Source organism: Pseudomonas sp. RGB, assembly GCF_007713445.1.
In the GTDB taxonomy this organism is placed as follows: domain Bacteria; phylum Pseudomonadota; class Gammaproteobacteria; order Pseudomonadales; family Pseudomonadaceae; genus Aquipseudomonas.
Genome location: NZ_VMSH01000002.1, coordinates 602749 through 628735, shown reverse-complemented (window position 1 = coordinate 628735; position 25987 = coordinate 602749). Strand labels below are relative to the sequence as shown.

General features: G+C 58.9%; 25 protein-coding genes. 9 read left to right on the top strand and 16 right to left on the bottom strand.

What is annotated here, in order from left to right:
• Nucleotides 1–114: 114 nt before the first annotated feature.
• The 4 genes from FPT15_RS06610 to FPT15_RS06595 all read right to left on the bottom strand — a co-directional run bounded on the left by FPT15_RS06610 (nt 115) and on the right by FPT15_RS06595 (nt 4169).
• On the bottom strand, nt 115–633 hold the full coding sequence (locus tag FPT15_RS06610) for a DUF1003 domain-containing protein (RefSeq protein WP_119741558.1): 519 nt from the start codon (nt 631–633) through the stop codon (nt 115–117).
• A 76-nt stretch (nt 634–709) separates the two neighbouring features.
• Nucleotides 710–2029, bottom strand: coding sequence for a PAS domain-containing methyl-accepting chemotaxis protein (locus FPT15_RS06605; protein ID WP_145159594.1), 1320 nt, complete (start codon nt 2027–2029; stop codon nt 710–712).
• 264 nt (nt 2030–2293) lie between these two features.
• On the bottom strand, nt 2294–3352 hold the full coding sequence (locus FPT15_RS06600; RefSeq protein WP_145159413.1) for a diguanylate cyclase: 1059 nt from the start codon (nt 3350–3352) through the stop codon (nt 2294–2296).
• A 190-nt stretch (nt 3353–3542) separates the two neighbouring features.
• Complete coding sequence (locus FPT15_RS06595; protein WP_145159411.1) at nt 3543–4169, bottom strand: TetR/AcrR family transcriptional regulator; 627 nt, start codon at nt 4167–4169, stop codon at nt 3543–3545.
• Nucleotides 4170–4291: 122 nt separating this feature from the next.
• On the opposite strand from FPT15_RS06595, the gene FPT15_RS06590 reads away from it, so the two are divergent.
• Nucleotides 4292–5350 (top strand): MBL fold metallo-hydrolase, encoded by a 1059-nt coding sequence (locus FPT15_RS06590; protein WP_145159409.1) that lies wholly within the window; start codon nt 4292–4294, stop codon nt 5348–5350.
• Nucleotides 5351–5457: 107 nt separating this feature from the next.
• The gene (locus FPT15_RS29965) at nt 5458–6216 is read left to right on the top strand and encodes a hypothetical protein (RefSeq protein WP_256676376.1); all 759 of its coding nucleotides are present in this window, start codon (nt 5458–5460) and stop codon (nt 6214–6216) included.
• On the opposite strand, the gene FPT15_RS06580 is transcribed toward FPT15_RS29965, so the two are convergent.
• A complete protein-coding gene (locus FPT15_RS06580) occupies nt 6217–7008 on the bottom strand; it encodes an SDR family oxidoreductase (protein WP_145159407.1) in 792 nt (263 codons plus the stop codon).
• A 113-nt stretch (nt 7009–7121) separates the two neighbouring features.
• Here FPT15_RS06580 and FPT15_RS06575 point away from each other — a divergent pair, with 113 nt between their 5' ends.
• Complete coding sequence (locus FPT15_RS06575) at nt 7122–8054, top strand: GlxA family transcriptional regulator (protein WP_145159405.1); 933 nt, start codon at nt 7122–7124, stop codon at nt 8052–8054.
• Nucleotides 8055–8092: 38 nt separating this feature from the next.
• Complete coding sequence (locus FPT15_RS06570) at nt 8093–8650, top strand: AAA family ATPase (RefSeq protein ID WP_145159403.1); 558 nt, start codon at nt 8093–8095, stop codon at nt 8648–8650.
• Here the strand turns inward: FPT15_RS06570 and FPT15_RS06565 are convergent.
• From FPT15_RS06565 to argH, 7 genes are all read right to left on the bottom strand, one after another.
• The gene (locus tag FPT15_RS06565; protein WP_145159401.1) at nt 8580–8960 is read right to left on the bottom strand and encodes a helix-turn-helix transcriptional regulator; all 381 of its coding nucleotides are present in this window, start codon (nt 8958–8960) and stop codon (nt 8580–8582) included. The genes FPT15_RS06570 and FPT15_RS06565 overlap by 71 nt on opposite strands.
• A gap of 107 nt (nt 8961–9067) precedes the next feature.
• The gene (locus FPT15_RS06560) at nt 9068–10015 is read right to left on the bottom strand and encodes a hypothetical protein (RefSeq protein WP_145159399.1); all 948 of its coding nucleotides are present in this window, start codon (nt 10013–10015) and stop codon (nt 9068–9070) included.
• Between the two features lie 158 nt (nt 10016–10173).
• Nucleotides 10174–11349, bottom strand: coding sequence for an MFS transporter (locus FPT15_RS06550; RefSeq protein ID WP_145159395.1), 1176 nt, complete (start codon nt 11347–11349; stop codon nt 10174–10176).
• 147 nt (nt 11350–11496) lie between these two features.
• Nucleotides 11497–12318 (bottom strand): ABC transporter substrate-binding protein, encoded by an 822-nt coding sequence (locus tag FPT15_RS06545; RefSeq protein WP_145159393.1) that lies wholly within the window; start codon nt 12316–12318, stop codon nt 11497–11499.
• A gap of 25 nt (nt 12319–12343) precedes the next feature.
• The gene (locus FPT15_RS06540; RefSeq protein ID WP_119741579.1) at nt 12344–13108 is read right to left on the bottom strand and encodes an amino acid ABC transporter ATP-binding protein; all 765 of its coding nucleotides are present in this window, start codon (nt 13106–13108) and stop codon (nt 12344–12346) included.
• Nucleotides 13109–13132: 24 nt separating this feature from the next.
• A complete protein-coding gene (locus tag FPT15_RS06535) occupies nt 13133–14011 on the bottom strand; it encodes an amino acid ABC transporter permease (protein WP_017134649.1) in 879 nt (292 codons plus the stop codon).
• Nucleotides 14012–14117: 106 nt separating this feature from the next.
• On the bottom strand, nt 14118–15545 hold the full coding sequence (argH, locus tag FPT15_RS06530; RefSeq protein ID WP_145159391.1) for an argininosuccinate lyase: 1428 nt from the start codon (nt 15543–15545) through the stop codon (nt 14118–14120).
• A gap of 228 nt (nt 15546–15773) precedes the next feature.
• Between argH and FPT15_RS06525 the strand changes: the two genes are divergently transcribed.
• Nucleotides 15774–16733 carry a LysR family transcriptional regulator gene (locus FPT15_RS06525; RefSeq protein WP_145159389.1) on the top strand — a complete coding sequence of 320 codons (960 nt, stop codon included), beginning with the start codon at nt 15774–15776 and terminating at the stop codon, nt 16731–16733.
• A gap of 239 nt (nt 16734–16972) precedes the next feature.
• Here FPT15_RS06525 and FPT15_RS06520 read toward each other — a convergent pair whose 3' ends face one another.
• From FPT15_RS06520 to FPT15_RS06505, 4 genes are all read right to left on the bottom strand, one after another.
• Nucleotides 16973–17617: an HAD-IB family hydrolase gene (locus FPT15_RS06520; RefSeq protein WP_145159589.1), complete on the bottom strand. Its 645-nt coding sequence runs from the start codon at nt 17615–17617 to the stop codon at nt 16973–16975.
• A 72-nt stretch (nt 17618–17689) separates the two neighbouring features.
• Entirely contained in the window at nt 17690–18403 is a 714-nt protein-coding gene (locus FPT15_RS06515) for an HNH endonuclease (RefSeq protein ID WP_145159387.1), read from the bottom strand.
• Between the two features lie 174 nt (nt 18404–18577).
• Nucleotides 18578–19828, bottom strand: coding sequence for a ribonucleotide-diphosphate reductase subunit beta (locus tag FPT15_RS06510; protein WP_032879817.1), 1251 nt, complete (start codon nt 19826–19828; stop codon nt 18578–18580).
• 578 nt (nt 19829–20406) lie between these two features.
• Nucleotides 20407–20676 (bottom strand): DUF2790 domain-containing protein, encoded by a 270-nt coding sequence (locus FPT15_RS06505; RefSeq protein ID WP_145159385.1) that lies wholly within the window; start codon nt 20674–20676, stop codon nt 20407–20409.
• A gap of 397 nt (nt 20677–21073) precedes the next feature.
• Between FPT15_RS06505 and acs the strand changes: the two genes are divergently transcribed.
• The 4 genes from acs to FPT15_RS06485 all read left to right on the top strand — a co-directional run bounded on the left by acs (nt 21074) and on the right by FPT15_RS06485 (nt 25986).
• A complete protein-coding gene (acs, locus tag FPT15_RS06500; protein WP_145159383.1) occupies nt 21074–23029 on the top strand; it encodes an acetate--CoA ligase in 1956 nt (651 codons plus the stop codon).
• Between the two features lie 695 nt (nt 23030–23724).
• On the top strand, nt 23725–24510 hold the full coding sequence (locus FPT15_RS06495) for an ABC transporter substrate-binding protein (RefSeq protein ID WP_145159381.1): 786 nt from the start codon (nt 23725–23727) through the stop codon (nt 24508–24510).
• Nucleotides 24511–24601: 91 nt separating this feature from the next.
• Nucleotides 24602–25291 (top strand): ABC transporter permease, encoded by a 690-nt coding sequence (locus FPT15_RS06490; RefSeq protein ID WP_032886746.1) that lies wholly within the window; start codon nt 24602–24604, stop codon nt 25289–25291.
• Entirely contained in the window at nt 25288–25986 is a 699-nt protein-coding gene (locus FPT15_RS06485; RefSeq protein ID WP_106576111.1) for an ABC transporter permease, read from the top strand. Before FPT15_RS06490 ends, FPT15_RS06485 begins: the two co-directional genes overlap by 4 nt.
• The last annotated feature ends 1 nt before the right edge of the window (nt 25987 follow it).

Sequence of the window (25987 nt, the reverse complement as noted above, 5' to 3'; positions counted from 1 at the left end):
TTCTTCAGGTAAACCGCAGTGTCAGGTTTTGGGGCTGCTGCGCAGCCCAACGCGGGGCAAGCCCGCTCGCCACAACAAGCCGCGCTCGCCATAACTAAGGCAACGGCTTCGCCCTCAGGGTTTGCGCATGAACTGCTCATGCATCTCGCAGGTCAGGGTCTCGATACGCTCGGTCAGTTGCTTGGTCATTTCCGTCAGGCGGGTGTTCTGCTCCAGCAGTTCCAGCAACTGCTTGGTGGTTTGTTCGGCTTGGGCCTGGCGCTCGGTGTTGGCAATGGCCAGCGCTTCGCGGTGTTGGGCATCGGCGTCGGACTGGGCTTTGTCGCGGGCGGCCTGGCGTGTCTGGGCCAGCAGGATCAGCGGCGCGGCATAGGCCGATTGCAGGCTGAAGGCCAGGTTGAGCAGGATGAACGGGTACACGTCAAAGTGGGTGATGCCGGTCATGTTCAGCACTACCCACAAGATCACGATCGCGGTTTGCGCGCCGAGAAAGGTGGGCGTACCAAAGAAGCGCGCGAACGCTTCGGCCTTGAGCGCAAAGGTGTCGTTGCCAAAGGTCGGCGCCAAGTGGGCGTGGCCTCGGTGGAAACGCAGGTGATCGACGGGGGCAGCTTCTGGCTTGTCTGGGGTCATGGCGGGCTCGAATCCTTGGCGTAAAGACTAGTCAGCACTATAGACCCAGCCCCCGGCCAGACACATGAAGATCAGGTCAGTTGTTGCCCCGCTCATTGGCAAACGCGCTCACCGCCTGCACAGCCTCGCCCGTGCCTTCGCGAATCTGCAGGATCACCGTGCCGGCCTGGTTGGCCAACTCCACACCTTGAGCGGCGCGGTCGCGAGTCCCTTCCATGCTGTCGATGGCTTGGCGGGTTTCCTCCTGGATCATCGCGATCATGCTGGAAATTTCCGCCGTCGAGCCGCTGGTGCGTGCCGCCAGTTGCCGCACTTCGTCGGCCACCACGGCAAAACCACGGCCTTGTTCGCCAGCGCGCGCCGCTTCGATGGCGGCGTTGAGGGCCAGCAGGTTGGTCTGGTCGGCGATGCCGCGGATGGTGTTGACGATGGCCGTGATCTGCTGCGAACGCTCGCCCAGCTTGGCGATCAGTTGCGAGGAGCCATCGATGTCGGCAGCAATTTCGCGCATGCCGCTGGCGGTTTGCTGGATCACATCAGCGCCCTTTTCGGCGATATCCCGAGTGCTCAGCGAAATGTGATAAGCCTGGGCAGCGCTGGCAGCGTCGGCGGCATGCTGTTGCACTCTGGCGGTGATGTCGGAGGCGAACTTCACCACTTTGCACAGGCGCCCGCTGGCGTCGTACACCGGGTTGTAGTTGGCCTCCAGCCACACCGTTTGGCCGTTTTTGTCGATGCGTTCAAACTGGCCGTTGAACAGTTCGCCCTGGTTCAAGCGCTTCCAGAACTCACTGTACGTCGAGCTGTTGGCCAGGTCCGGCTTGCAGAACAGGCGGTGATGCTTGCCCTGAATCTGCGCCAGGCTGTAGCCCATGCGCTGCAGGAAATTTGCATTGGCGGTAATGATGGTGCCGTCGAGGTTGAATTCGATCACCGCCATGGCCCGGTCGATGGCCCCCAACTTGGCGTTGGCTTCGCTTTCGGCCTGCAGGCGCGGGGTGACGTCCATGGCGTATTTCACCACTTTGATGACCTGGCCCGTGTGATCGCGCACCGGGTTGTAGCTGGCTTCCAGCCATACCGATTGGCCGTCGCCGCCGACGCGCTCAAAGGTGCCCGACTGAAATTGGCCATTACGCAGTTGCGTCCACAACTGGTTGTACTCGGCACTGCGCGTGAACGCGGGAGTGCAGAACATCCGGTGGGGCTGGCCCGCGATCTGTTCGGCGCGGTAGCTCATGGTCTTGAGGAAATTCTCATTGGCCCGCAGGACGGTGCCTTGCAGATCGAATTCGATCACCGCCATGGAGCGCTCGATGGCATCCAGCAAGCTGGCTTGTTGGGCGTTGGTGTGTTGCAGGGTGTTGATGGTTTTTTTGTGGGCGTTGAATAGCATGTTCGAGAGCTCGGGGAAGCACGCGTCAGAGGTATCCATGAATATGCGCCTGCCCCCGTACGGCACCAGGCCTTACGGTTGACTTGCTCATTGTCAGCTTCCTTGTGCCGACAGAGGGGGGTTGAACAACGGGTTCAGAGTGATCGGCCGGCCAAGAAGTTCGCCTTCAGGGCGGGAACGTCATTGAGTAGGCGACCAATGGTGGCATTATGCTTCTGCAGCAGTGTGTCTGAAGAGAATTCAGACGAGGTGTCGTAGGACGACTTAAGCGGAGTGGGCGACGACGTAGTGGCTGACATTCACCCGGTTGCGACCGGAGTCCTTGGCGACATAGAGCGCGCGATCCGCGGCGTTGAGCCACATTGCCGCATCGCTGAAGACGGGTTGGAAGTCTGCCAGACCAATGCTCAGGCTCACGCGCAACTCCGGGATCTGCGAATTGCGATAGTTACTAAAAGTTTCTCGCATGTGTTCCATGACCAGCGCGGCTTCTTCCAGTGACATTTGCGGAAGAATCACACAGAACTCATCGCCGCCGTAACGGCCGGCCAAGTCATTTTCCCTCAAGTGTTGACGCAACTCCTGACTCAACTGGCGCAACACCTGATCACCGACGATATGGCCGTAGGTGTCGTTGATCTGTTTGAAATGGTCGATATCGATCAAGGCAATGGTGGCGTGGCCCTGTTGCTGCTGGCATTTGTGGAACTTGAGATTGAGCAGGTCTTTCCATGAGCCATGATTGAGCAGGCCGGTGAGGCTGTCGACACGGCTGAGGGCGCTGAGGGCGCGTTTGTGTTCCGAGAGTTTGATTGCCAACTGATAGCAGACCATGCCGATCGCCATCGGATAAAGCGTCAGCATCGGCAGGCAGGTATACACCTGGGCAAGGCTGACGTTGGGATTGAACTTGATCCCCAACAGCGCCCACGCCACGCCGATACCGCCAGCCTGTGCCACCAGCCCGCGCAGAAACAGGCGCTTGCCCCCGGCCGCGACGTTGTTCATGGTCATCATCGACAGGATGGTCACGGTCGTCAGCGGTGTGAATTGCGTAGCCGCCGCCCAGAAACCGCCGAGCAGCGAGTCATAGAGCAAGTTGCGTTGTTCGGCCTGGTAGGGAAATTGCGAGCGCGTGGAGAGCTGGTACGCCACATGGGCCCAGGCATAACCGTTGAATATCAGCAAGGCCCATACCCAGCCCGGCATCGCCAATGGGTAAAGGGCGCCGATGACGCTGATACAGCCGATACCCAGGCCGATGATCCTTGGCTTGTAGATACGCCTGGCAAATGACAGCCCTTTGCCTCGTCTGTTTTCCATAGTGTTCCGGGTCAGCTCTTTTTTGCAGATGCGACAGCGTGCGTCAGCGGCGGGAACCGTTGATCGGATAATAGGTGTGAATATTGTCAGTTATTCGCGTGGGAATAATCAGTGTCCTTCCAAGCCATTTGCGTAGCACACCGGGTGAATGCGCTAAAAACGACTTGGAATGTCGCTCATGCAACAGGCTTTATTGCGAACGGGCAGGGCTGACTTCGTAGCCGGCCAGGAACAGGTCGATGGCCGATTCGATAACGCTGGCCTGGCTGGCAGCGTCGAGGGTAGGTTGGCCCAGGGTAATTTGCGGCCAGAAGGCGAACGCCTTGAGCAGGCTCTGGATCTGATGAGCCGCAAAGGCCGGGTCGGTGCAGGCCAGGCGGCCATCTTCCTGGGCCGCGCGTACCCACTGGGTGAAGCCTTCCTCGCGCTTGCTCAAGCGGTTGACCATGTCTTGCGCGCGTTCGGGCGAATGAATGGTGGCAGCGATCGCGACGCGGGCCAGGTCGAGGAAGTTGGCGTCCGACATCATCTGCATCTTCGCCTGCAGCAAACCGCGCAATTGCTCGCGCAGGGGGCGGTCACTGGCGTAGCTGGCGTCCAGCTGGGCGACGCTGCTGGCCCACAACTGGTGCAGGATTTCTGCAAACAACTCTTCCTTGCTGGGAAAGTGGTTGTACACCGTGCGCTTGGAGACACCGGCGGTGGCGGCGATTTTGTCCATGCTGGTGACCTCGAACCCGTTAGCCCGAAACTCGGTGATGGCCGCTGCCACGATGGCTTCGCGTTTGCGGTCGGTGAGGCGTTGGGGAGCAGTCATGGAATGCGTTCGGCTCTTGGATGAAATTACACTCGGTAGTTTACTTGCTCCGGGTTTTGTTGCAATCTAGAAACTACACTGTGCAGTGTAATTTATGAGCGGACCCCAGGAGTCACTCTGTAATGGCCACGATTTCAAGCCGTCTCGACCCTTCGCCTGAAGCACTCAAACCTGCCGAGCAGGAGCAAGGGCATTTCACCAACGATGCCCCAGTGCAGCACGGCGGCTTTGGCAAGACGTTGCGGATTTTCTGGAACATGCTTTTCAACAAGCCGCGCAGCACGCGCCCTGTGGGCAAGATCCCGGTGCAACCGCTGACACGCGAGCAGCTGTTGGCGGCTCCCGATCACAGCGTGTTCCGTTTGGGGCATTCCACCGTGTTGCTGAAAATGCGCGGTAAGTTCTGGCTCACCGACCCGGTGTTTGCCGAGCGTGCCTCACCGTTCAGTTGGGCCGGGCCCAAGCGCTTCCATCAGCCGCCCATCAGCCTTGAAGACTTGCCGCCGCTGGAAGCGGTGATTCTTTCGCACAATCACTATGACCACCTGGACCATAAGGCCGTGGTCCAGCTGGCCGACAAAACCCGCTACTTTCTCGCCCCGCTGGGTGTGGGCGACACCCTGGTGAAGTGGGGTGTGGACGCCAGCAAAGTCAGGCAACTGGATTGGTGGCAAGGCACCGAGGTCGATGACATTCGCTTTATCGCCACGCCGGCCCAGCACTTTTCCGGGCGCGGTCTGTTTGACGGCAACCAGACCCTGTGGTGTTCCTGGGTGATGATCGACGGTGCGCGGCGGGTGTTTTTCAGTGGCGACACCGGTTATTTCGACGGTTTCAAACGCATCGGCGAACAATACGGCCCGTTTGATCTCACGCTGATGGAAACAGGTGCTTACAACGTCGACTGGCCCCATGTGCACATGCAGCCGGAGCAAACCTTGCAGGCGCATATCGACCTTAAAGGCCGTTGGTTGCTGCCGATTCACAACGGCACGTTCGACCTGGCGTTCCATGCCTGGCACGAGCCGTTCGACCGCATCATGGCCCTGGCCTGGGAGCGCAACGTTTCGATTACCACGCCGGCGATGGGGCAAGCGTTCAATCTGAACCAGCCTGAGCGTGGGCATGCGTGGTGGTTGGACGTGGAAACGCAAGGTGCGAAAGAGCACGCGGCGGGCTGAAGTTTGGGGCCGTGGGAAAATGAGTTTTCAGGGTATTTCAGCCCTGCGACAACCCTTCGATGAGAGTGCGATGATCCCGCACGGTCATTGTCGGGGTGCAGGTTCTGATGGAAAAAAACTGTAGGGAGCATTGGCGGTTGGGCTTGCCTTGTCGGCTTGGGCCTTCCTTGCCGGAAGCGGGTGAAGCGGGCGGCGCGAACGCTGCGCCGGCCCAGGCCCACACCGACAAAGCCAGCCTGGTCGGTATCGTCTTCAGCGCTGACCCTCCAAAGGGCTTCGCACTCATTCCCGGTTACAACGCCGTGGCCCCGCTGCTAAAACCCGAGCGGGACCCTGCGCTGTCACTCGTCGCCTTGAGTGGTATCGAGCCCACAGGGCCTGTGATGGTTGAAGTGCCTCTGGTACGCAATAACAGCACCTTTACCGCTGCCAAGGTGCTCGCAGGGTGGCGCATCGGGTTCGCTGACCGGTATGTGCACGGAGCCCATTACGAAGCCGTTGAACACAGCGCAGCCTTGCGTCGAGCGTTCGACGTCCTGCAACAGGCCGGTGCGCAATTGGTACCGGTAGATGCACGACGTGCAGACCACAGCCTTCAATTCTCTTTGCAGACTCGCGAAATCGACGATCTGGTGACCAGGCATCGTCTTGATGCCTTGGTGTCTGACGATCAACGTGCGGCGTTTCAGGGCGCGTGCCTAAGCGGGTATCCCGCCGTTTGCGAGCCGTTGGCAGAGGGCACGAAGCTTTGGTTTTATGGCGCTCGAGGGTCTCGCGATGCTTTGCACGCGTTGCTGCGCGCCTATCGGCAGATCAGCGCCGGCGGCCCAGGCGGCCACGGACCTGGGCTTCAGTCTATTCGCTGATTACACGCCGTAACGTGGGGCCGGGCTGCTGTGTGACAGGTTTGGCCCCAAGGCCAGGCGCGCGGTTTCGTAAGCGTCCCAATCCAGGCTGTCAGGCAGTGACGGGATGGTGACCTTCTCACCTTGTGCGAGCCCTGCCAATGCGGCGTCCACCAGGTTTTGCGCGGTCATGACCATTGTCTCGGGCAGGTTGCTCACCGGCAGGCCGGCAACGTCCCAGAACTCGGTGGCGGTGGCACCGGGCAACACCACTTGAACCCGTACACCCTTGTCGCTCAGCTCATGCTCGAGTGATTCGGAAAACGCCTGCACAAACGCTTTGGTGCCCCCGTAAACACCATTCAGCAACTTGGGTGCGACCGCCACGATCGAGCCGATGTTGATCAGGGTGCCGCGACCCTGGGCGACAAAGTTGGTTGCTGCGGCTTTGGCCAGGCGGGTCAGGGCCAGCACATTGAGCAGGATCATTGCCTCCATCTTGTCCGCATCGCTGTCGAGCAAGGGCGCGGTGGCACCGATGCCGGCGTTGTTCACCAACAGGCTGATGCGGCTGTCGTCGTGCAGGATCTGTTCGATACGGGCCAGATCGGCCGGCAGGTTCAGGTCGGCCACCACCACTTGGATATCCCGTTGGGTATCGGCGTTGAGCTGAGTCGCCAGCCGCTCCAGTCGGTGCTGGTTACGCGCCACCAATATCAGATCGTAACCCTGGCGAGCCAGGCGATCGGCGTAGGTGGCGCCAATGCCCGAAGAAGCGCCGGTGATCAGCGCATAACCTTTGGATTGAGTCATTGCAGTTGCTCCAGGAGGGCCGAAGAAAGGGGCCTTGTTGCAACCAAGATTATGGGTGTAATGTCGCGGCTGCAATGTCGTATATCCCTCCTTTAGAGACATGAGGTTTGGCCATGGTGTCTGTCGGTATTTTGCTGTTTCCGGGTTTTCAGATGCTCAGCCTGAGCACCAGTACGGTGTTTGAATTCGCCAATCTGGAAGTGGAACAGCCGTTCTATCGGGTAGACCTGGTATCCGAGGAGGGCGGGCCGGTCAAAAGCTCCATGGGTTTTGCCATTGATACGGTGCCCTTTGGTCTGTACGACACGGTGTTGGTAGTGGGCGATAACGAAGTGCTCGACGCCACGCCTGGCCTGCTCAGCTACTTGCAGCACGCAGTGGTGACGTCGCGTCGTGTGACCTCTGCCTGCACCGGCTCTTTCCACCTGGCGGCGGCCGGGCTGCTGGAAGACCGCAAGGCAACCACTCACTGGTACCACGCCCGGGCCTTTCGTCAGGCGTATCCCAATGTGAGGCTTGAAGAAGACCGCATCTTCACTGTCGACGGCCCACTCTGGACTTCTGCCGGTATGACCGCCTGCCTCGACCTGGCCCTGGCACTTGTCGAAAACGACCTGGGTGTAGAGGTGGCCCGCGAGGTCGCGCGCAAGTTGGTGATCTACCATCGCCGTGCGGGTGGCCAGTCGCAATTTTCCGCGCTGCTGGACATCGACCCCAAGTCCGACCGCGTGCAAACCGCCTTGGTCTACGCCCGCCAGCATTTGCAGGAAGAGCTTTCGGTTGAACGGCTGGCCGACGTCGCGCACCTTAGTCCGCGCCAGTTCAGCCGTCTGTTTCGCAGCGAAACCGGCCACACCCCGGCCAAGGCGATCGAACGCCTGCGCATTGAAGCGGCGCGCCTGATGCTTGAATCCGGCGACCACCCCATCGACATCATTGCCCGCGACACCGGTTTCGGTGACCCGGAGCGCATGCGTCGCGCCTTCCTGCGTGCCTTCGGCCAGCCGCCACAAATGATGCGCCGCGCGCTGCAATTGCAGGCCTGATGCCCCAACGGCTTACACTCAAGTTAAGGGGGCAAGTCATGCGCTATAAAATTCACATCCTCGGCGCTGCAGGCGCAGGCACTACGACCTTGGGCAAAGCCTTGGCCGAACGCTTGAATGTGGTTTATTTCGACTCCGACGACTTCTTCTGGCAGCAAACTCCGGAACCGTTCACCGTCGCTCGGTTACGGGATGAACGCACGCGTCTGTTACAGGAACAAAGTGCCGGCCTCGAAGGCTGGGTGCTGTCCGGCTCAGTGTGCGGATGGGGCGATGCCATGATCCCGCAGTTCACCCATGTGGTGTTCCTGCGTGTAGACCCGCAGGTTCGCCTGCACCGCCTGCGGCTGCGCGAAGAGCAGCGCTATGGTGACCGGATTCTGGAGGGCGGCAGCCGCCATGAAAACAGCGTCGCGTTTCTCGCCTGGGCTGCTCGTTACGATGATGGTAACCACAGCCTACGCAGCCTGCGTCGGCATGAAAGCTGGCTGAAGCCACTGACCTGCCCGGTGATCCGGCTGGACGCTACGCACCATTCGGTTGAGGCGCTGGTGAATCAATTGATGCCGCTGTTGAGCCCATCAAGCGCGAAATGATGCCTTGTGCCGCGGGCTCGGCCGGGGCCTTGTCGAACTTGCGCACACTCATGCCCCAACCCGGCGCAAACCCCGGGAAAAACACCAGCCCCTCGGCTTCCAGCCGAAAGGCCAATACCAGGCGGGTTTCATCATCTACATCGCCCTGGCTTTCAAAGCGTTGCACCGTTTCGACCGCCAGCCCGGTTTGTCGGGCCAGTTCTTCTCGGCTCCAACCAAGCATCGCGCGGGCCTGCACACTGTGCTTGGCGGTGAATTGGTGCAGGACGATCTGCTGTTCTACGAAAGAGCTCATTGCCAGAGAGGACATGGGGGTTTCTCCAGGTTCGACGGGGGAAGGCAAACTATACTGTGTTTTTGTACAGTTGTTTTGACCGCTCATCAACTGGATTTTTTTATTGGCGTTTCAGCCGCGCTTTATTCCACGCCCGGCGCTTCTCGAATGATCAAGTGATCCAGGTTCTCGATATTCGCGCTGAAAACCCCAAATGTCTGCTCGGGGTTCTTCTTGCTTGGCACCTGTTTCAATTGCGGCGTGACCCCATAAAAGAAGCAGTACAGCGCCTTTTTACTGTCTGCCGCCGCCTTGATCTGTTCCAGGAACGCCGTGCGCTTGCGGTAGTTGTCGATGAGTTTTTTGCTCAGGTAGACGTTGACCGAGTAGGGCTTCTTGTCGAGCCACACTTTCTTTTCGAAATCGATGCGAAAGCTGGCGGTGTAGTCCTTGATCTGCTTGATTTTGCCCCAGTAGATCAGGCCGTTGTTGTCCTGCAGGTACTCGATTTTCTTGAAAAACGTCCAGTAGGTTGCCGTGTGATCGCCGATCTTCAGCGGCATGCTCTTGAGCTTGTCTTTGTCGTCGATATTCGACACATAGCATTCCACCGGGTGGGCGAACACGCTGGTTTTGTCCGGGGTAGAGTCGCTGGCGCTGTGGGACGAACCGGTACGAGTAGACGCAACCTTCGTCGAATCGTGTGGGATGCCTGTCTCGGTGCCCGTCAAGGCAGGCTTGCGCTCGTACTGGCGTCGCGTCAGGACCCACTCCGATGGGAAATTATCCTCGCGCTCGTCATCGGTTTCGCCGGCCGCAGTCTTGTGCGTGCTGGCGTAGCGGCAGCCGGCAATGTGCTGGGTACTGGCCTTGTTCTTGAAGTGCGGCGTGCGCTGATAGTTGACGTTTTTTGCGTTGAAGGTGCTGAGCGCATTGCCCGCATCGAACGCCGCGCGGCATTCATCGTTGGGGCACAGGAAGCTGTCCTTGTCGGAGTCGAAAGGGCTGGTTTCGTCGAAATTCAGGTCTCGTACGTCGTAGATCGACAGTTTGTCATCGAGACTCAGGCTGTAGGCCGTGTCGAATTTCATGGGGCTCGGATCCGTGAGGTGAGTGGCTGGATATTACGCAAATAGAAGCTGCTACGCAGAGCAAAAAATGTGCGAGCTGGCTTGCCTGCGAAAGCGGTGTGTCAGGTTACGGATAGGCAAGCTGGCCTACCGTTTTCGCAGGCAAGCCAGCTCCCACATTAGAGAGGCGGTGTACCGGCTACACGCCGCCCACTCAGGAAACACAAGGTGCCGCCTACCGCGGTCAATGCGCCGAGGGCATAGAACATGCTGACCGGCGGCGCATTGATCAGCAGGTATCCGCAAATGACCGGGCTCATCGCCCCGCCAAACGCCGCCAGGTTTTGCGCACCGTAATAACTGCCGCGCAGCGCATCCGGGGCGATGGTGTCGATGAACAGGAATTCCGAGGGGTAAATGATCATCTCGCCCAAGGTGAACACGAACATCGCCAGGCACCAGGTCATCAGGCTGTCCGCCAGACTGAAACCGATCAGCCCGACAATGAACAGCAACGTGCCCAGCACAATCCAGTAGCGCAGCTGTTCACGTTTGAGAAAACGGCCGATCTGGTACTGCATCAAAATCACGGTGATAGCGTTGCAGGCCAGCACCGCCGACAGAATCTTCAGCGCCTCGGCGGGCTTGTAGGCCACCAGCAGGAACTGTGACAGATAAAGCGTATAGCGCCCGTGGACAATGGTGCTCAACAGGCTGCCGCTGGTGAACAGGATCAGCGTGCGGTCGCTGCGTAGCGTGCGCAGGGTCGTGAGAAAACTCAGGGGTTTGTTGCTGTTGTTGCGTTGGGTCGGCGCAATGCCGATCATCAGGAACACACTGCCCAGGGCGATGGCGCTGGCGATCAGGAACGGCGCCCAGGGGATCTGCCCGGCGATCACCACACCCACCATCGGGCCGGTGGCATAGCCGACGTTGGTAAGGGTGTAGCGCAGGGAAAATACTTTGGCGCGGTCGCCCACCGGCAGGTTTTCGCTGATGATGGCCTTGGAGCCGATCAGGAACAGTGCCGACGCGGCTTCAGTAATCACCAGGGTCAGGGTGGTGAGGTAGAGGTTGCTGGCAAAGGTCAGCAACAAAAATCCGATGGCGCTGGAAAGCATGGCCAGGATCAGCAGCTTGCGCTTTTCCAGGCGGTCAATGACGTAGCCGCCATACAGGCCGAGCAATGTGGCGATGAACACGGCGATGCCCATCAGCAAGCCGATGTCCTGCTGGTTGAGGCCCAGGCGCGTGCTCAGCCAAAGGGCCAGCAGCGGACTGGTCATGGCGCGGCTGACGACGATGGTCACCGAGCAGATCATCAGGCGGCGGATTACCAGGGAGTAGGTGGCCACGGTGGGGCGGATGTCCTTATTATTTTTCCAATACAACACAATTCAAATGTGGGAGCGGGCTTGCTCGCGAATGCGATGTGTCAGTGACAAATTTACCGACTGATCCACCGCATTCGCGAGCAAGCCCGCTCCCACATTTAGATCAAGTTACTGCCCGGCATTGATGCTGATTTTTTCCACCGCACCCTGTTCCAGATCCCACTTCTTCAGGATCTTGCCGTACGTGCCATCATCAATCATGCCCTGCAACGCCTCACTGATCGCCGTGACCAGCTCGGTGTTGCTCTTCTCAATCCCCAGCCCCGTGAACTGCTTGGAAATCGCCAGGCCCACTGGCTTGTACTTGCCCTTGTCCAACGACATCAAATAAGGAATCGTCTCGCTGCCCTGCATCGCCGCGTCCAAACGGTTTTGCTGCAATTGCGCACGCGCATCCGCAGAGCCTTCAGTGCCGATCACCACGACCGCTGGCTTACCCGCCGCTTCGCAGTTTTCCTTGCTCCACGCGGCAATTTCCGACGGCCAGGTGGTACGGCGGCTGGTGCCGACTTTTTTACCGCACAGGTCAGTCAATTCCTTGAGGTCTTCACGCTTGGCCAGGGTGTACAGCTGCGGGCCGCTGGTGAAGTAGTCGATGAAGGTCACGGCCTTCTGGCGCTCGGCGGTGTCACTCATGCCTGACAGTACGATGTCGACGCGCTTGGTGGTCAGGCCGCTGAGCATCTGCTCGAAGCCGGTCTCCTGCCACTTGATCTTCACGCCCAGGCGCTCAGCCAGGGCGTTGCCCAGGTCGAAGTCCAGGCCGGTGAGTTTGTTGGTGGCGGTGTCTTTGAAATCCATCGGCGGGTAGTTCGGCACGATGGCCGCGCTGATCTCACCCTTGTCCTTGATTGCCGCCGGCAATGCCGCGAATACACACGAGGAGGCCATCAGGCCCGCAAGCAACGTTGGGATAAACAATTTTTTCATGGGGGCGTTCTCGTTAGTTTTTTAGTTAAGTGCGAACGGCAGAAATAAAGCTTTGGGTACGCGGGTTTTGTGGGCTTATTAGAATTTCTTCAGGGCTGCCGGCTTCCACAATCTGGCCGGCGTCCATAAACACCATGCGGTTGGAGACTTCGCGGGCGAAGCCCAACTCATGGGTGACCACGATCATGGTCATGCCGGTGGTGGCCAAATCGCGCATCACCGACAGCACTTCGCCTACAAGCTCCGGGTCGAGGGCTGACGTGGGCTCGTCAAACAACATCAACTTGGGGCGCATCGCCAGCGCGCGGGCAATGGCCACACGCTGTTGCTGGCCGCCGGACAATTCCACCGGGTAGGCATTGCGCTTGTCCGCCAGGCCGACGCGGGCCAGCAACTCCAGCGCGTCTTCGATGGCTTCCTTGGGCGAGCGCTTGAGCACCTGCACCGGGCCTTCGATGATGTTTTGCAACACGGTCATGTGCGGGAACAAATTGAAGCGCTGAAACACCATGCCGGTCGCCAGGCGCTGGCGGGCAATCTGCGATTCATTCATCTCGTGCAGCTTGTTGCCGACGACGCGGTAACCGACCAGTTCGCCGTCGACCCACAGGCCGCCCTTGTCGATCTTTTCCAGCTGGTTGACGCAGCGCAGCAACGTGCTTTTACCCGAGCCGGACGGGCCGATGATGCACATGACTTCGCCTTGCTCGACCTCGATATTGATGTCGCGCAGCGCGTGATACTCGTCGTAATACTTGTTCAGGTTGACGGCCTTGACGATGCTTCTCATGGGGCAAATCTCCTCAACCCAGACTTACGAACGCTTGCCGGCGCCGCGGGCAAAACGACGCTCGAGGCGGCTTTGACCAAATGAAAGAACAGTCACCACCGCCAGGTACCAGATGCCGGCCACAATCAGCAGCTCCATGACGCGGGCGTTGGCGTAGTAGATGTTTTGCGCGTTGTGCAGCAGCTCCGAATACTGGATCACGCTGGCCAGGCTGGTCATTTTCACCATGCTGATGAACTCGTTGCCTACCGGCGGAATGATCACTCGCATCGCCTGCGGCAGAATCACCCTACGCAGCGCTTGCAGGCTTGGCATGCCGATGGACTTGGCGGCTTCGTACTGGCCGGTGTCGACCGACAGCAAGCCGGCGCGCACCACTTCGGCGGTGTAGGCGCCCTGGTTGATGCTGAGGCCGAGCAGCGCGGCCACGAATGGCGTCATCAGGTCGACGGTGTCGATGCTGAACAGGCCGGGTATGGCGATCACCGGGAAAATCAGCGCCAGGTTGAACCACAGCAACAGCTGCAGAATCAGCGGCGTACCGCGGAACAGCCAGGTGTAAGTGATGGCCACGTAGCGCAGGATCGGGTTGGCCGACATGCGCATGATCGCCGTGATCACGCCGATGACCACGCCCAGCGCCATTGCCAGAATCGACATGACGATGGTGTTCACCAGGCCCCACAGAATGGCCTCAGACGTGAGGAACTGCCCGATGTAGGACCATTCGATCTGGCCATTGGCAAAGGCGCGCAACAACGCGGCCAATGCGATCACGATCAACGTGGCAAAAAACATCCGCCCGTAATAACGACGCGGTACGTGCTCGTACTGCGTGATATCGAACTGGTTCTCGGACAACTTGCGCTCAGCTTCCAAGCGCTCCGCCGGGGTTTGGTTCATGGTGCTACTCCACTGCTGTACTCGATCCAACTGTTAAAACACGGTTCAAATGTGGGAGCTGGCTTGCCTGCGAAAGCGCCAGCAAACTCACCACAAAGGCCCAGGTTTAAATCCGAAACCCCTGATAACTCTCAGCCCATCTCTGCTGCTCAGCCAAGGCAGTCTTCAACCGCCCAATCTGTTCCCGAACCCGCTCCGGCGCCGTCCCACCCCAACCACTGCGCGCCGCAATTGCCGCTTCCAGGGTCAAGCAGTCCCGCACCTCCGGCAGCAGCCGGGCATCCACCTCTGCCAACATCGCCGGTGAGGCTTCCCACAACTCAATCTCGTGTTTCTCACAGGCTTGCACCAAGGCGCCGGTAATCTCATGCGCCTCCTTGAACGGCACACCGCGCGTGGCCAACCAGTCCGCCACCTCAGTCGCCAAGGTGAAGCCCATCGGCGCCTGACGCCGCAGCTCTTCAACTTGCACCTTCATCGTCGCGACCATCCCGGCCATCGCTGGCAGCACCAGCAACAAGGTGTCCACGCTGTCCAACACACTGTGCTTGTCTTCACTCAGATCGCGGTTATACGACAGTGGCAACGACTTGAGCGTCGACATCAACCCAGTCAGGTTGCCAATCAAACGCCCAGCCTTGCCCCGCGCCAGTTCGGCAATGTCCGGGTTCTTTTTCTGCGGCATGATCGAGCTGCCGGTGGCGTAGGCATCGTCCAGCACCACCCAGCGAAACTGGCGCGACGACCACAGGCAAAACTCCTCCGACAGCCGCGAAATATTCACCCCGAGCATGCCCGCCACAAACAGGAACTCCGCCACATGGTCGCGGCTGGCGACAGCGTCGATAGAGTTTTCGCACGGCCCGGTGTAGCCCATTTCCTTGGCCGAATGCTCTGGCTGACGCGCAATCGCCGAGCCTGCCATGGCCGCAGCACCCAACGGTGACAACGCGGTGCGCGCATCCCAATCCACCAGGCGCTGCACATCGCGCAGCATCGATTGCGCATGGGCGAGCAAATGGTGGGCAAACACAATCGGTTGCGCCTGCTGCAAGTGCGTGAAGCCCGGGCAGATGCTTTCGACATGCTGCTCAGCCTGCTCTACCAACGCCTGCTGCAAACCCAACACCTCGGTGGTGATGGTGCGCGCATGGTCGCGTAGGAAAAGGCGCAGATCATTGGCGGTCTGATCGTTACGCGAGCGCCCGGCGCGCAACTTGCCGCCCAAGGCGCCCAGGCGCTCGGTCAATACGCGTTCGATAAAGGTGTGCACGTCCTCGTCATCCAGGGTTGGATGCAGGCGCCCGGCGGCGAAGTCCTCACCGATACGGTCCAGGGCTTCGAGGGTGCGCAGGGTCTCGGAGTCATCCAGCAAACCGGCGCGTTGCAACTCGCGGGCATGGGCACGGGAGCCGGCCAGGTCGTAGGGCGTCAGGCGAAAATAGCGCTCAGGGCAACGCGACAACGCGGCCAAAGCTGCAGACGGGCCGGTCTTGAAACGAGCACCCCAAAGACGGTCGGTGGGCTGGGACATCGGTATTCCTCACGCTTGTTTTTAGAAGAGTCGGAGGCAGTAAAAAACTAAAAAGACCTGATCGTAGTGTCAGGTTTTTACGGGTGTTAAATCAGCCTCTGTGTGCTGTTCAACCCGCTATATTCAAGGTTGCCAAGGGCGGATGTTTACGGCCATTATCGCCGCCTGGCTATGTTCAAGGATTGGGTTGAAGCCTGTTGAATATGGCACTTGAGGTCAACGCGTATTATGGAAACCCCACTTTCCACTTCTGGAAACATGCCGCCAAAACCCGGCACACGACCGCCCCTGCAACTGAGCGGGCTGGACTTCAAATTACTGCGCGTGTTCATGGCGGTGGTCGAAGCCGGCGGCTTCAGCGCCGCGCAAAACGAGCTGAACGTGGGCCTGGCGGCCATCAGCAAGCAGATCTCCGACCTTGAAATTCGCATCGGCATGCGCCTGTGTACAAGGGGCCGGGAAGGCTTTGGCCTGACCGAAGAAGGCAAGTTGGTGTATCAGGCTTCCATCGAGTTATTTACCTCGGTGGACAGTTTTCGCGACAAGCTTAGTTCGGCGCAAAACGAGCTTATTGGTGACCTTAGTGTGGGCGTTATTGATAACACCGTCTCCGACGTTAATTCGCCGCTAATTACCGCGTTAGGGAAACTACACAGCGAATCGCCAAAAATTAGATTGCGCCTACATGCCTCGCAATTGGACGAAGTTGAGCGCGGCGTAGTGGAAGGGCGGCTGATCGTCGGCATCGTCCCGGTGTATCAACGCCGCGAAGAATTCGACTACTTCCCGTTGTACGAAGAAAAAGCCCACGCCTACTGCGCCGTAGGACACCCACTGTTCAACGCGAGCGACATCACGCCAGAAGTGCTGCGCCAATACGAAGTGGTCAACCACCGGTATGCAATCCATCGCGACAAAGCCAACTTCGTCACCTACGATAGCCAGTCCGCCTCGGCCTCACAGGTTGAAGCCGTCGCCATCCTGATCCTTACCGGCCGCTTCCTAGGCTTCCTGCCCGAACACTACGCCGCGCCACTGGTCAGGGAAGGGCGCCTGCGCGCACTGTGCCCGGAGCAGGTTCACCTAAGCACCGCCTTCAACCTGATCCTGCGCCACAACGCCCCACGCAGCCCAATGGTAAAAGCCTTCGCCACAGCCCTGGGCGTAGACCTAAAAGCCGCGACATAAAGCCCAGCCGAACGCTGAACGATGAGCCGGCGATGCTCAAATGTGGGAGCTCTCGAGCCCCAGCGAGGCAGCGAAGGGATCGACTCGGTCCGCTGCCGACCCCGCTATTTGTATCGACCCCCAGCACCCCATGCTAGTGCGCTGTCTGGCCTGCACCGATCAAAATGTGGGAGCTCTCGAGCCCCAGCGAGGCAGCGATGGGATCACCTCGGTCCACCCGCCGACCCCACCCACCCGCATCACCGCTGCAACTTGCCCTGCTTTTTCTTCGAATGAAAATGCCGAAAATGCGCATCCTGCGCCGCCGCCAACAACTCCCGATCCCCACGGGTATCGCCCCAGGCCCTGAGCCGATAATCGCCCAAATCCCCATACACCGCCTCAAGCCGCAGCACCTTATTCTCACAGCGGCAATTATTCCCCGTGAGCTTGCCAGTCAACACCCCGTCCACCACCTCAAGCTCAGTGCCAATCAACTTGATCCCCAGCCGATTTGCAAACGGCTGCAGCACCAATGCCGGCGACGCCGAACACAACGTCACCTCCGCCCCGGACTTCACCTCATCCGCCACCGACTGCAACCCAGTCGGGCGCATCAGCTTGCTCCACGTGCGCTGGCAATACGCCTCAGCCTGCTGCTGAACCCACGCCTTCTCAACCCCAGTCATAAAGGTGCGAATCAATTGCGCCTTCAACTCATCCCGACTGATCTGCCGCAGCAAAAAACGCAGCCCCGGCACCGCGAGCTTGACCATCCGGCCGTAGAACTCACCGGTGCCAAAGGCAAACTTGAGGAATGGCACGAAACTGTCGTGATGGGTCAGGGTGCCGTCGAAGTCAAAGACGGAAAGTACTTTGGCGTCCATTGGGCCGGCTTCGAGCATGTCTGGGTTCACGGGTTGGCCTCGGTCCTATCTAGTGTTTATTAAGCGTGCATCAGGTGTGACAGCAGGAGTTTACTCCCGTGCCAATCTTCCGATCTTGGCGTAAAGCGACTCGGTGAAAGCCTCCCGGTCACTCGACCGGTGACAACGCTGATGGCAATTGGGGCACAAGGCTACAGCATTGCTGGTGCGATCCGAACCCTTCTGGGCGAGGTGCTTGACGTGATGTACTTCGAGAAATGGCTGGCCGTCGACCTCGAAAGGTGCGTTAGAGCCGCAGCCTTCGCAAATGCCGTTGGCTTGTTTTAGTACCCAGGCGCGTACCTTTGGGTCGCGGACAAAGGCAGTGCTGACGGTCGATACCTTCTGTGGCTGGGCTATGCCGTCGGGTAGCTTATGGAAGGGTTGTCGCTGCAGTTTGGATGCGCGGCGGATCAGCGTTTGCTCGTCTGCCGTTTGAGCAGCATCTTCTGATTCGAACACGCCCTTTGCGGCCAGTGCATTGCGGATGCGTTGCTCTACGCCTGAGCCCACATTTTTGGCGGGCTTATAGCCCTCGATGCGGTCCCAGCCCATACGGACGAGCACGGTAGAGATATTTTGCATGCGAAACTCAATAGAACCCTTCGCACGGCCCGCTACCGGGCCTTCACGCAGAAGGCGGTTTTCGAGTGCTTTGTTGAAAGGTTGGCCGCTCTTTTCCCAGGCCAACATCTTCAAGTACGCCTCTACCGCCGCTGTCAGCTCAGCGTCGTTCCAGTCCGTTTTTTCTTTCGTAATATCCATACAGCCGCCGAGGGTAGAAAACCCTCGGACGATACTGAGTAGCCATTATTGCGTCTACGAAATTTCCTACAGTCTGGTGGGATTTGACCGTCTCTGAATTTGGAAATATTCAGATCACGGAGCATAAAAAAGCCCTGAACATGTCAGGGCTTCTTGATGTTGCCGACTTAGGAATTAATCCCAGCTCAGCGCGCCGCCGGTCTGGTACTCGATCACACGGGTTTCGAAGAAGTTCTTCTCTTTCTTCAAGTCCATAATCTCGCTCATCCAAGGAAACGGATTCGTCGTCCCTGGATACTCTTCCTTCAAGCCAATCTGCGACAGGCGACGGTTCGCGATGAACTTCAGATAGTCCTCCATCATCGCCGCATTCATGCCGAGAACACCGCGAGGCATGGTATCCCGCGCATATTCAATCTCCAGTTGAGTCCCCTGCAGAATCATCTGGGTCGCTTCTTCCTTCATCTCGGCATCCCACAAGTGCGGGTTTTCGATTTTGATCTGGTTGATCACATCGATACCGAAGTTCAGGTGCATCGACTCGTCGCGCAGGATGTACTGGAACTGTTCGGCCACGCCGGTCATTTTGTTGCGACGGCCCATGGACAGGATCTGGGTGAAGCCGCAGTAGAAGAAAATGCCTTCCAGGACGCAGTAGTAGGCGACCAGGTTGCGCAGCAGTTCTTTGTCGGTTTCGACGGTGCCGGTTTCGAACTTCGGATCGGAGATCGAGCGGGTGTATTTGAGGCCCCAGGCGGCCTTTTTGGCGACCGATGGAATCTCGTGGTACATGTTGAAGATCTCGCCTTCATCCATGGCCAGCGATTCGATGCAGTACTGGTAGGCGTGGGTGTGGATCGCTTCTTCGAAGGCCTGGCGCAGGATGTACTGGCGGCACTCCGGGTTGGTGATCAGGCGGTACACGGCCAGGACCAGGTTGTTGGCAACCAGGGAGTCGGCGGTGGAGAAGAAGCCGAGGTTGCGCATGACGATGCGGCGTTCGTCGTCGGTCAGGCCTTCGGGGTTTTTCCACAGGGCGATGTCGGCGGTCATGTTGACCTCTTGCGGCATCCAGTGGTTGGCGCAGCCGTCGAGGTACTTTTGCCAGGCCCAGTCGTACTTGAAGGGCACGAGTTGGTTGAGGTCGGCGCGGCAGTTGATCATGCGCTTTTCGTCAACGGCGACGCGGGCGGCGGAGCCTTCAAGCTCAGCAAGGCCTTCGGCGACGTCGAGTTTGTCGAGGGCAGCCTTGGCGCGCACGATGGCGGCGGAGTCACTGGCGGTGACGGCGCGGGCTTCGATGGCGGCGGCGGCGCCGGCACCGTCGAGGCGGTCCATGTTGGCTTCGGTGGCGTGGCCGGCGTTGGCGCCTTTAGCGGCTACTTCGCCTTCTTCTTCTTTGTCGAATTCGTCCCAGCTCAGCATGACGTGTCGTCTCCTGCGTGAGGGCTCAAAGGTGCCCGTGTGAAACCGGATGGTTGGGTGTTCACACGGCCCAGAGGCCGCGGTGGATCTTAAGGAATCGTTTGTTGCAACAGCTCGCGCAGGCATTAAACGGAATTGGGTAACGGGTGTTCTGCGTGAGGCTTGAGGGGCGGAGCGACAGGTGCATGCTCCAGCGCAGGCTCAAGGTCTGGCTCTTCATCCCAGTGTAAAGGGATATTGCAGGCCCGATTTACCCGCGCATTATAGGGAAAAATTCGGCTTTGTGTTGCGGCGGATGGTCACGATTGAGCGCCAAAATAGCTTGGTTTTCGGCCAAGACGCGTGTTTGCAAGGCTTTGCCGGGACAGGAATTTTTTGACGGGCGGTGGGATAGTTTTTGTGGGGGCAGGAGAGGCGGGTAGATGGCGGGCTTTGGGAGGTGGGTAAGGCTGAAATTGCCATCGCAGGCAAGCCAGCTCCCACATTTGTTTCATGGTGGGTTCGAAATAGGTTCTTGGCCGCAAGAACGATTACTTGCGGCGACCAAGATCCGGGTTTAAACCTGACTCAATAACCTGTTACCCGTTAGAACAACCGTTGCCCATAACTTGGTAATTAAGAATATGACGTTGACCGTGTGAGTCTTCATATTCCATTTGTACCGGTACCACTTGGCATACTTCCGGAACAGTGCTCATGGACAATACTTTGGCAACATCCAGGTGAGTGCTGTAGGTGTAATCCTCAACGATCGGGGCGTTCTGGCCGGCCAGCTCGGTCGGGGCCTCATCGGCCAGGGCGGCGGTGGCGCACAAGCTGCTGAGGGCCATAACTACGAGAGCTTTCATTTCTTTACTTACCTTCTTCAGGGCGAAAGGGGTCACGGGGCCCTTATGAGGCCGCGTGTGTAACTTAAGAGTTGGGAAGTTCGGATTAACGTTGCCTTCGTGGGGGCTGTTACGTTGTTAATCACGGTGCCTTGTTGGCGGAGTTGATTTTAGGCTCGCGAGTTATATTCATATACCCGTGCTTTTGATAAACACTATTGGCGGTTTTTGTAACAATCCCCTGATAAAGGTTTTTTCATCCAGCCGGAAAGCCACGCAGGGCGCGGGCCAGAGCCGTAAATGGGCATGGCGGGGCAATTTGTAGGGGCTTGTTACTACCATCGTCGAATGGTTCTATGGGGGCGCCCCGGCTACAACAGGGCATACAAAAACAACTATTGTCACCGAGGTAAGAAAGATGAGTGCGGCTTCCCTGTACCCCGTTCGCCCCGAAGTAGCAGCCAGCACGCTGACCGACGAGGCGACCTACAAGGCCATGTACCAGCAGTCGGTGGTCAACCCCGATGGCTTCTGGCGCGAGCAAGCCAAGCGCCTTGACTGGGTCAAGCCTTTCACCGCGGTCAAGCAGACCTCTTTCGACGACCACCATGTCGACATCAAATGGTTCGCCGATGGCACCCTGAACGTTTCCTACAACTGCCTGGACCGTCACCTCGCCGAGCGTGGCGACCAGGCGGCGATCATCTGGGAAGGCGATGACCCTTCCGAAAGCCGCACCATTACCTACCGCGAGCTGCATGAAGAAGTCTGCAAGTTTGCCAACGCCCTGCGCGGCCAGGATGTGCACCGCGGCGACGTGGTGACTATCTATATGCCGATGATCCCCGAAGCCGTGGTCGCCATGTTGGCCTGTACCCGCATCGGTGCGATTCACTCCGTGGTGTTTGGCGGCTTTTCGCCGGAAGCCCTGGCCGGTCGCATCATTGACTGTAAGTCGAAGGTGGTGATCACCGCCGACGAAGGCATCCGCGCCGGTAAGAAAATTCCGCTGAAGGCCAACGTCGACGACGCACTGACCAACCCGGAAACCAGCAGCATCCAGAAAGTCATCGTGTGCAAGCGCACCAATGGCAACATCAAGTGGAACCAGCATCGCGACATCTGGTACGAAGACCTGATGAAAGTGGCGGGCACTGTGTGTGCGCCCAAAGAGATGGGCGCCGAAGAAGCGCTGTTCATCCTCTATACCTCCGGCTCCACCGGCAAACCCAAAGGCGTGCAGCACACCACCGGCGGCTACCTGCTGTATGCGGCCCTGACCCACGAGCGCGTGTTTGACTACCGCCCGGGCGAAATCTACTGGTGCACCGCCGACGTCGGCTGGGTCACCGGCCACACTTATATCGTGTACGGCCCGCTGGCCAATGGCGCGACCACATTGCTGTTCGAAGGCGTGCCGAACTACCCGGACATCACCCGTGTCGGCAAGATCGTCGACAAGCACAAGGTCAATATCCTTTACACCGCGCCTACTGCGATCCGCGCGATGATGGCTTCCGGCACCGCCGCCTGCGAAGGCGTGGACGGCAGTAGCTTGCGTCTGCTCGGTTCAGTCGGTGAGCCGATTAACCCGGAAGCGTGGGATTGGTACTACAAGAACGTCGGCCAATCCCGTTGCCCGATCGTCGATACCTGGTGGCAGACCGAAACCGGCGCCACCCTGATGAGCCCGCTGCCGGGTGCGCACGCGCTCAAGCCGGGTTCGGCGGCGCGGCCATTCTTTGGTGTGGTGCCGGCGTTGGTGGACAACCTGGGCAACATCATCGAGGGCGCTGCCGAAGGCAACCTGGTGATCCTCGATTCGTGGCCTGGCCAGGCGCGTACGCTGTACGGCGACCATGACCGCTTCGTCGACACCTACTTCAAGACCTTCCGTGGCATGTACTTCACCGGCGACGGCGCGCGTCGCGATGAGGATGGTTACTGGTGGATCACCGGCCGTGTGGATGACGTGTTGAACGTGTCCGGCCACCGCATGGGCACGGCCGAGATCGAAAGCGCGATGGTTGCACACCCGAAAGTCGCCGAAGCGGCGGTGGTGGGCGTGCCGCATGACATCAAGGGGCAGGGCATCTATGTGTATGTCACGCTGAAAAATGGCGAAGAGCCGAACGAAGCGCTGCGCCTGGAACTGAAAAACTGGGTGCGCAAAGAGATCGGGCCGATTGCGTCGCCGGATGTGATCCAGTGGGCACCGGGCTTGCCGAAGACGCGCTCGGGGAAAATCATGCGGCGGATTCTGCGCAAGATTGCCACGGCTGAATATGACGGGTTGGGGGATATCTCGACCTTGGCTGATCCGGGTGTGGTGGCGCATTTGATTGAAACGCACAAGACCATGAACGTCGCGTAAGGCGGGTTGGTGGGACGAAGCCCCATTCGGCGTGAGCTGGGTGGGGCTTTTTTGTTGACTGGCTATCACTGACGAAACCGAATCATTGTGGGAGCTGGCTTGCCTGCGATGAGGGTGGGCAGGCACAGGCGGGCTAACAGGCAGACCGCTATCGCAGGCAAGCCAGCTCCCACATTTGGAGGGTATTTCAACCTGGCTGAAGTGGCGGTCTGACAGACCGGCATCACCACCAAGCCAATAAATATCGACTTCCCCCGTAGGACGTTTCTGAATGTTACCGAAGCCTGCAAATGTGTAACCCTACGCCCAAACCTGAGGCAAAGTGCTACGCCCGTGCCCCGAAAAGCCCCGTTTTAGACACCCTCTGAAATAAGATTAAACGCCAGACTTGCCGTGCTAGAAGGGTTTGCGAATAATAGGCCCGCAATTTGCAGCATCAACAGGTTTAATATCTTTTGTCTCTGCATAAAATTCAGAGGCTGTCAATGTGCTGGAACCGCTTTCTCAGTGCTTCTGTAAATTGTTGTCGCATTGAGGAAATATCGGCTTCCGGCCTGTCGTTAGAATGCCGATCACTCGCTCGTCGTCTCCCATGCTGAACCGGGGTAGGACGCAGCACCGCTATTCGGTTTCACTTAAGTCGCATCGTGGGCCACGGCTCATTCTGCTTTTTGCCCTACCGATGGAGTCCCAAGATGAAGAAACTTGTGCTGTTGGGCGCCCTGGCGCTGTCCGTGCTGTCGATGCAGGCCTTCGCTGATGAAAAGCCCCTGAAGATTGGTATCGAAGCGGCTTACCCTCCGTTTGCCTCGAAGGCGCCGGATGGCAGCATCGTCGGTTTCGACTACGACATCGGCAATGCCCTGTGCGCCGAGATGAAGGTCAAGTGCGTCTGGGTCGAGCAAGAATTCGACGGCCTGATCCCTGCGCTCAAAGTGCGCAAGATCGACGCGATCCTGTCGTCCATGTCCATCACCGAAGACCGCAAAAAGTCCGTGGACTTCACCAACCGCTACTACCTGAGCCCAGCGCAGCTGGTGATGAAGGAAGGCACCACGGTCAGCGACAGCCTGGATGAATTGAAAGGCAAGAAAATCGGCGTGCAGCGCGGTTCGATCCACGACCGTTTCGCCAAGGAAGTCCTGGCCCCTAAAGGCGCCACGGTTGTGCCTTACAGCTCGCAGAACGAAATCTACCTGGACGTGGAAGCCGGTCGCCTCGACGGCACCGTGGCTGACGCCACCCTGCTGCAAGACGGCTTCCTGAAAACCCCGGCCGGTAAAGGCTACGCGTTCGTGGGCCCACAGTTCACCGACGCCAAGTACTTCGGCGACGGCATCGGCATCGCTGTACGTAAAGACGACAAGGCTGAGCTGGACAAGATCAACGCGGCCATCGCAGCGATCCGTGCCAACGGCGAATACAAGAAAATCCAGGACAAATACTTCGACTTCGATATTTACGGCGCTGACCCTAAGTAACTCGTCCTAGCTGTCTGTCCAGAATGGCGCAAGCAACAGAATTCCTGCGGTTTGCGCCATTTTTTCATCCCCCTTTTCGAGGACCTGAATCATGTTGAAAGGCTACGGGGCCGTCATCCTCGATGGCGCATGGTTGACGCTTCAGCTCGCCTTGTCGTCCATGGCCTTGGCCATTGTTCTGGGTCTGATCGGGGTCGCGTTACGCCTGTCGCCGGTGCGCTGGTTGGCCTGGCTGGGTGACTTGTACTCCACGGTGATCCGCGGGATCCCCGACCTGGTGCTGATCCTGCTGATTTTCTACGGCGGTCAGGACTTGCTGAACCGCGTCGCGCCGATGCTCGGCTATGACGACTATATCGACTTGAACCCCTTGGCCGCCGGTATCGGCACCCTGGGTTTCATCTTTGGCGCCTACCTGTCGGAAACCTTCCGTGGCGCCTTCATGGCCATTCCCAAGGGCCAGGCCGAGGCCGGCCTTGCGTATGGCATGAGCTCTTTCCAGGTTTTTTTCCGGGTGATGGTGCCGCAGATGATTCGGCTGGCGATCCCTGGTTTCACCAACAACTGGCTGGTACTCACCAAGGCCACCGCGCTGATTTCGGTGGTGGGCCTGCAAGACATGATGTTCAAGGCCAAGCAGGCGGCAGACGCCACCCGCGAGCCTTTTACCTTCTTCCTCGCAGTGGCGGCGATGTACCTGGTGATCACCAGCGTGTCGTTGCTGGCCCTGCGCTATCTTGAGAAGCGCTACTCGGTAGGCGTAAGGGCGGCTGATCTATGATCTTCGACTACAACGTCATCTGGGACGCCATGCCGCTGTACCTCGGCGGCTTGGTGACCACCCTGAAATTGCTCGCCATCTCGCTGTTCTTCGGCTTGCTCGCCGCCTTGCCCCTGGGCTTGATGCGCGTGTCCAAGCAGCCGATCGTCAATGGTGCGGCCTGGCTCTACACCTACGTGATTCGCGGCACGCCGATGCTGGTGCAGCTGTTTTTGATCTACTACGGTCTGGCCCAATTTGAGGCCGTGCGCGAAAGCTTCCTGTGGCCGCTGCTGTCCAGCGCCACGTTCTGCGCGTGCCTGGCCTTTGCGATCAACACCAGCGCCTACACCGCCGAGATCATCGCCGGTAGCCTCAAGGCCACGCCGAACGGTGAGATCGAAGCGGCCAAGGCCATGGGCATGTCGCGTTACAAGCTGTACCGCCGCATCCTGCTGCCATCGGCCCTGCGCCGTGCGCTGCCGCAGTACAGCAACGAAGTGATCATGATGCTGCAGACCACGAGCCTGGCGTCCATCGTCACCCTGATCGACATCACCGGCGCCGCGCGCACAGTGAACGCCCAGTTCTACTTGCCGTTCGAAGCCTATATCACGGCCGGCGTGTTCTACCTGTGCCTGACCTTTATCCTGGTACGCCTGTTCAAGCTGGCCGAGCGCCGCTGGCTCAGCTACCTGGCGCCACGGAAGCACTGAT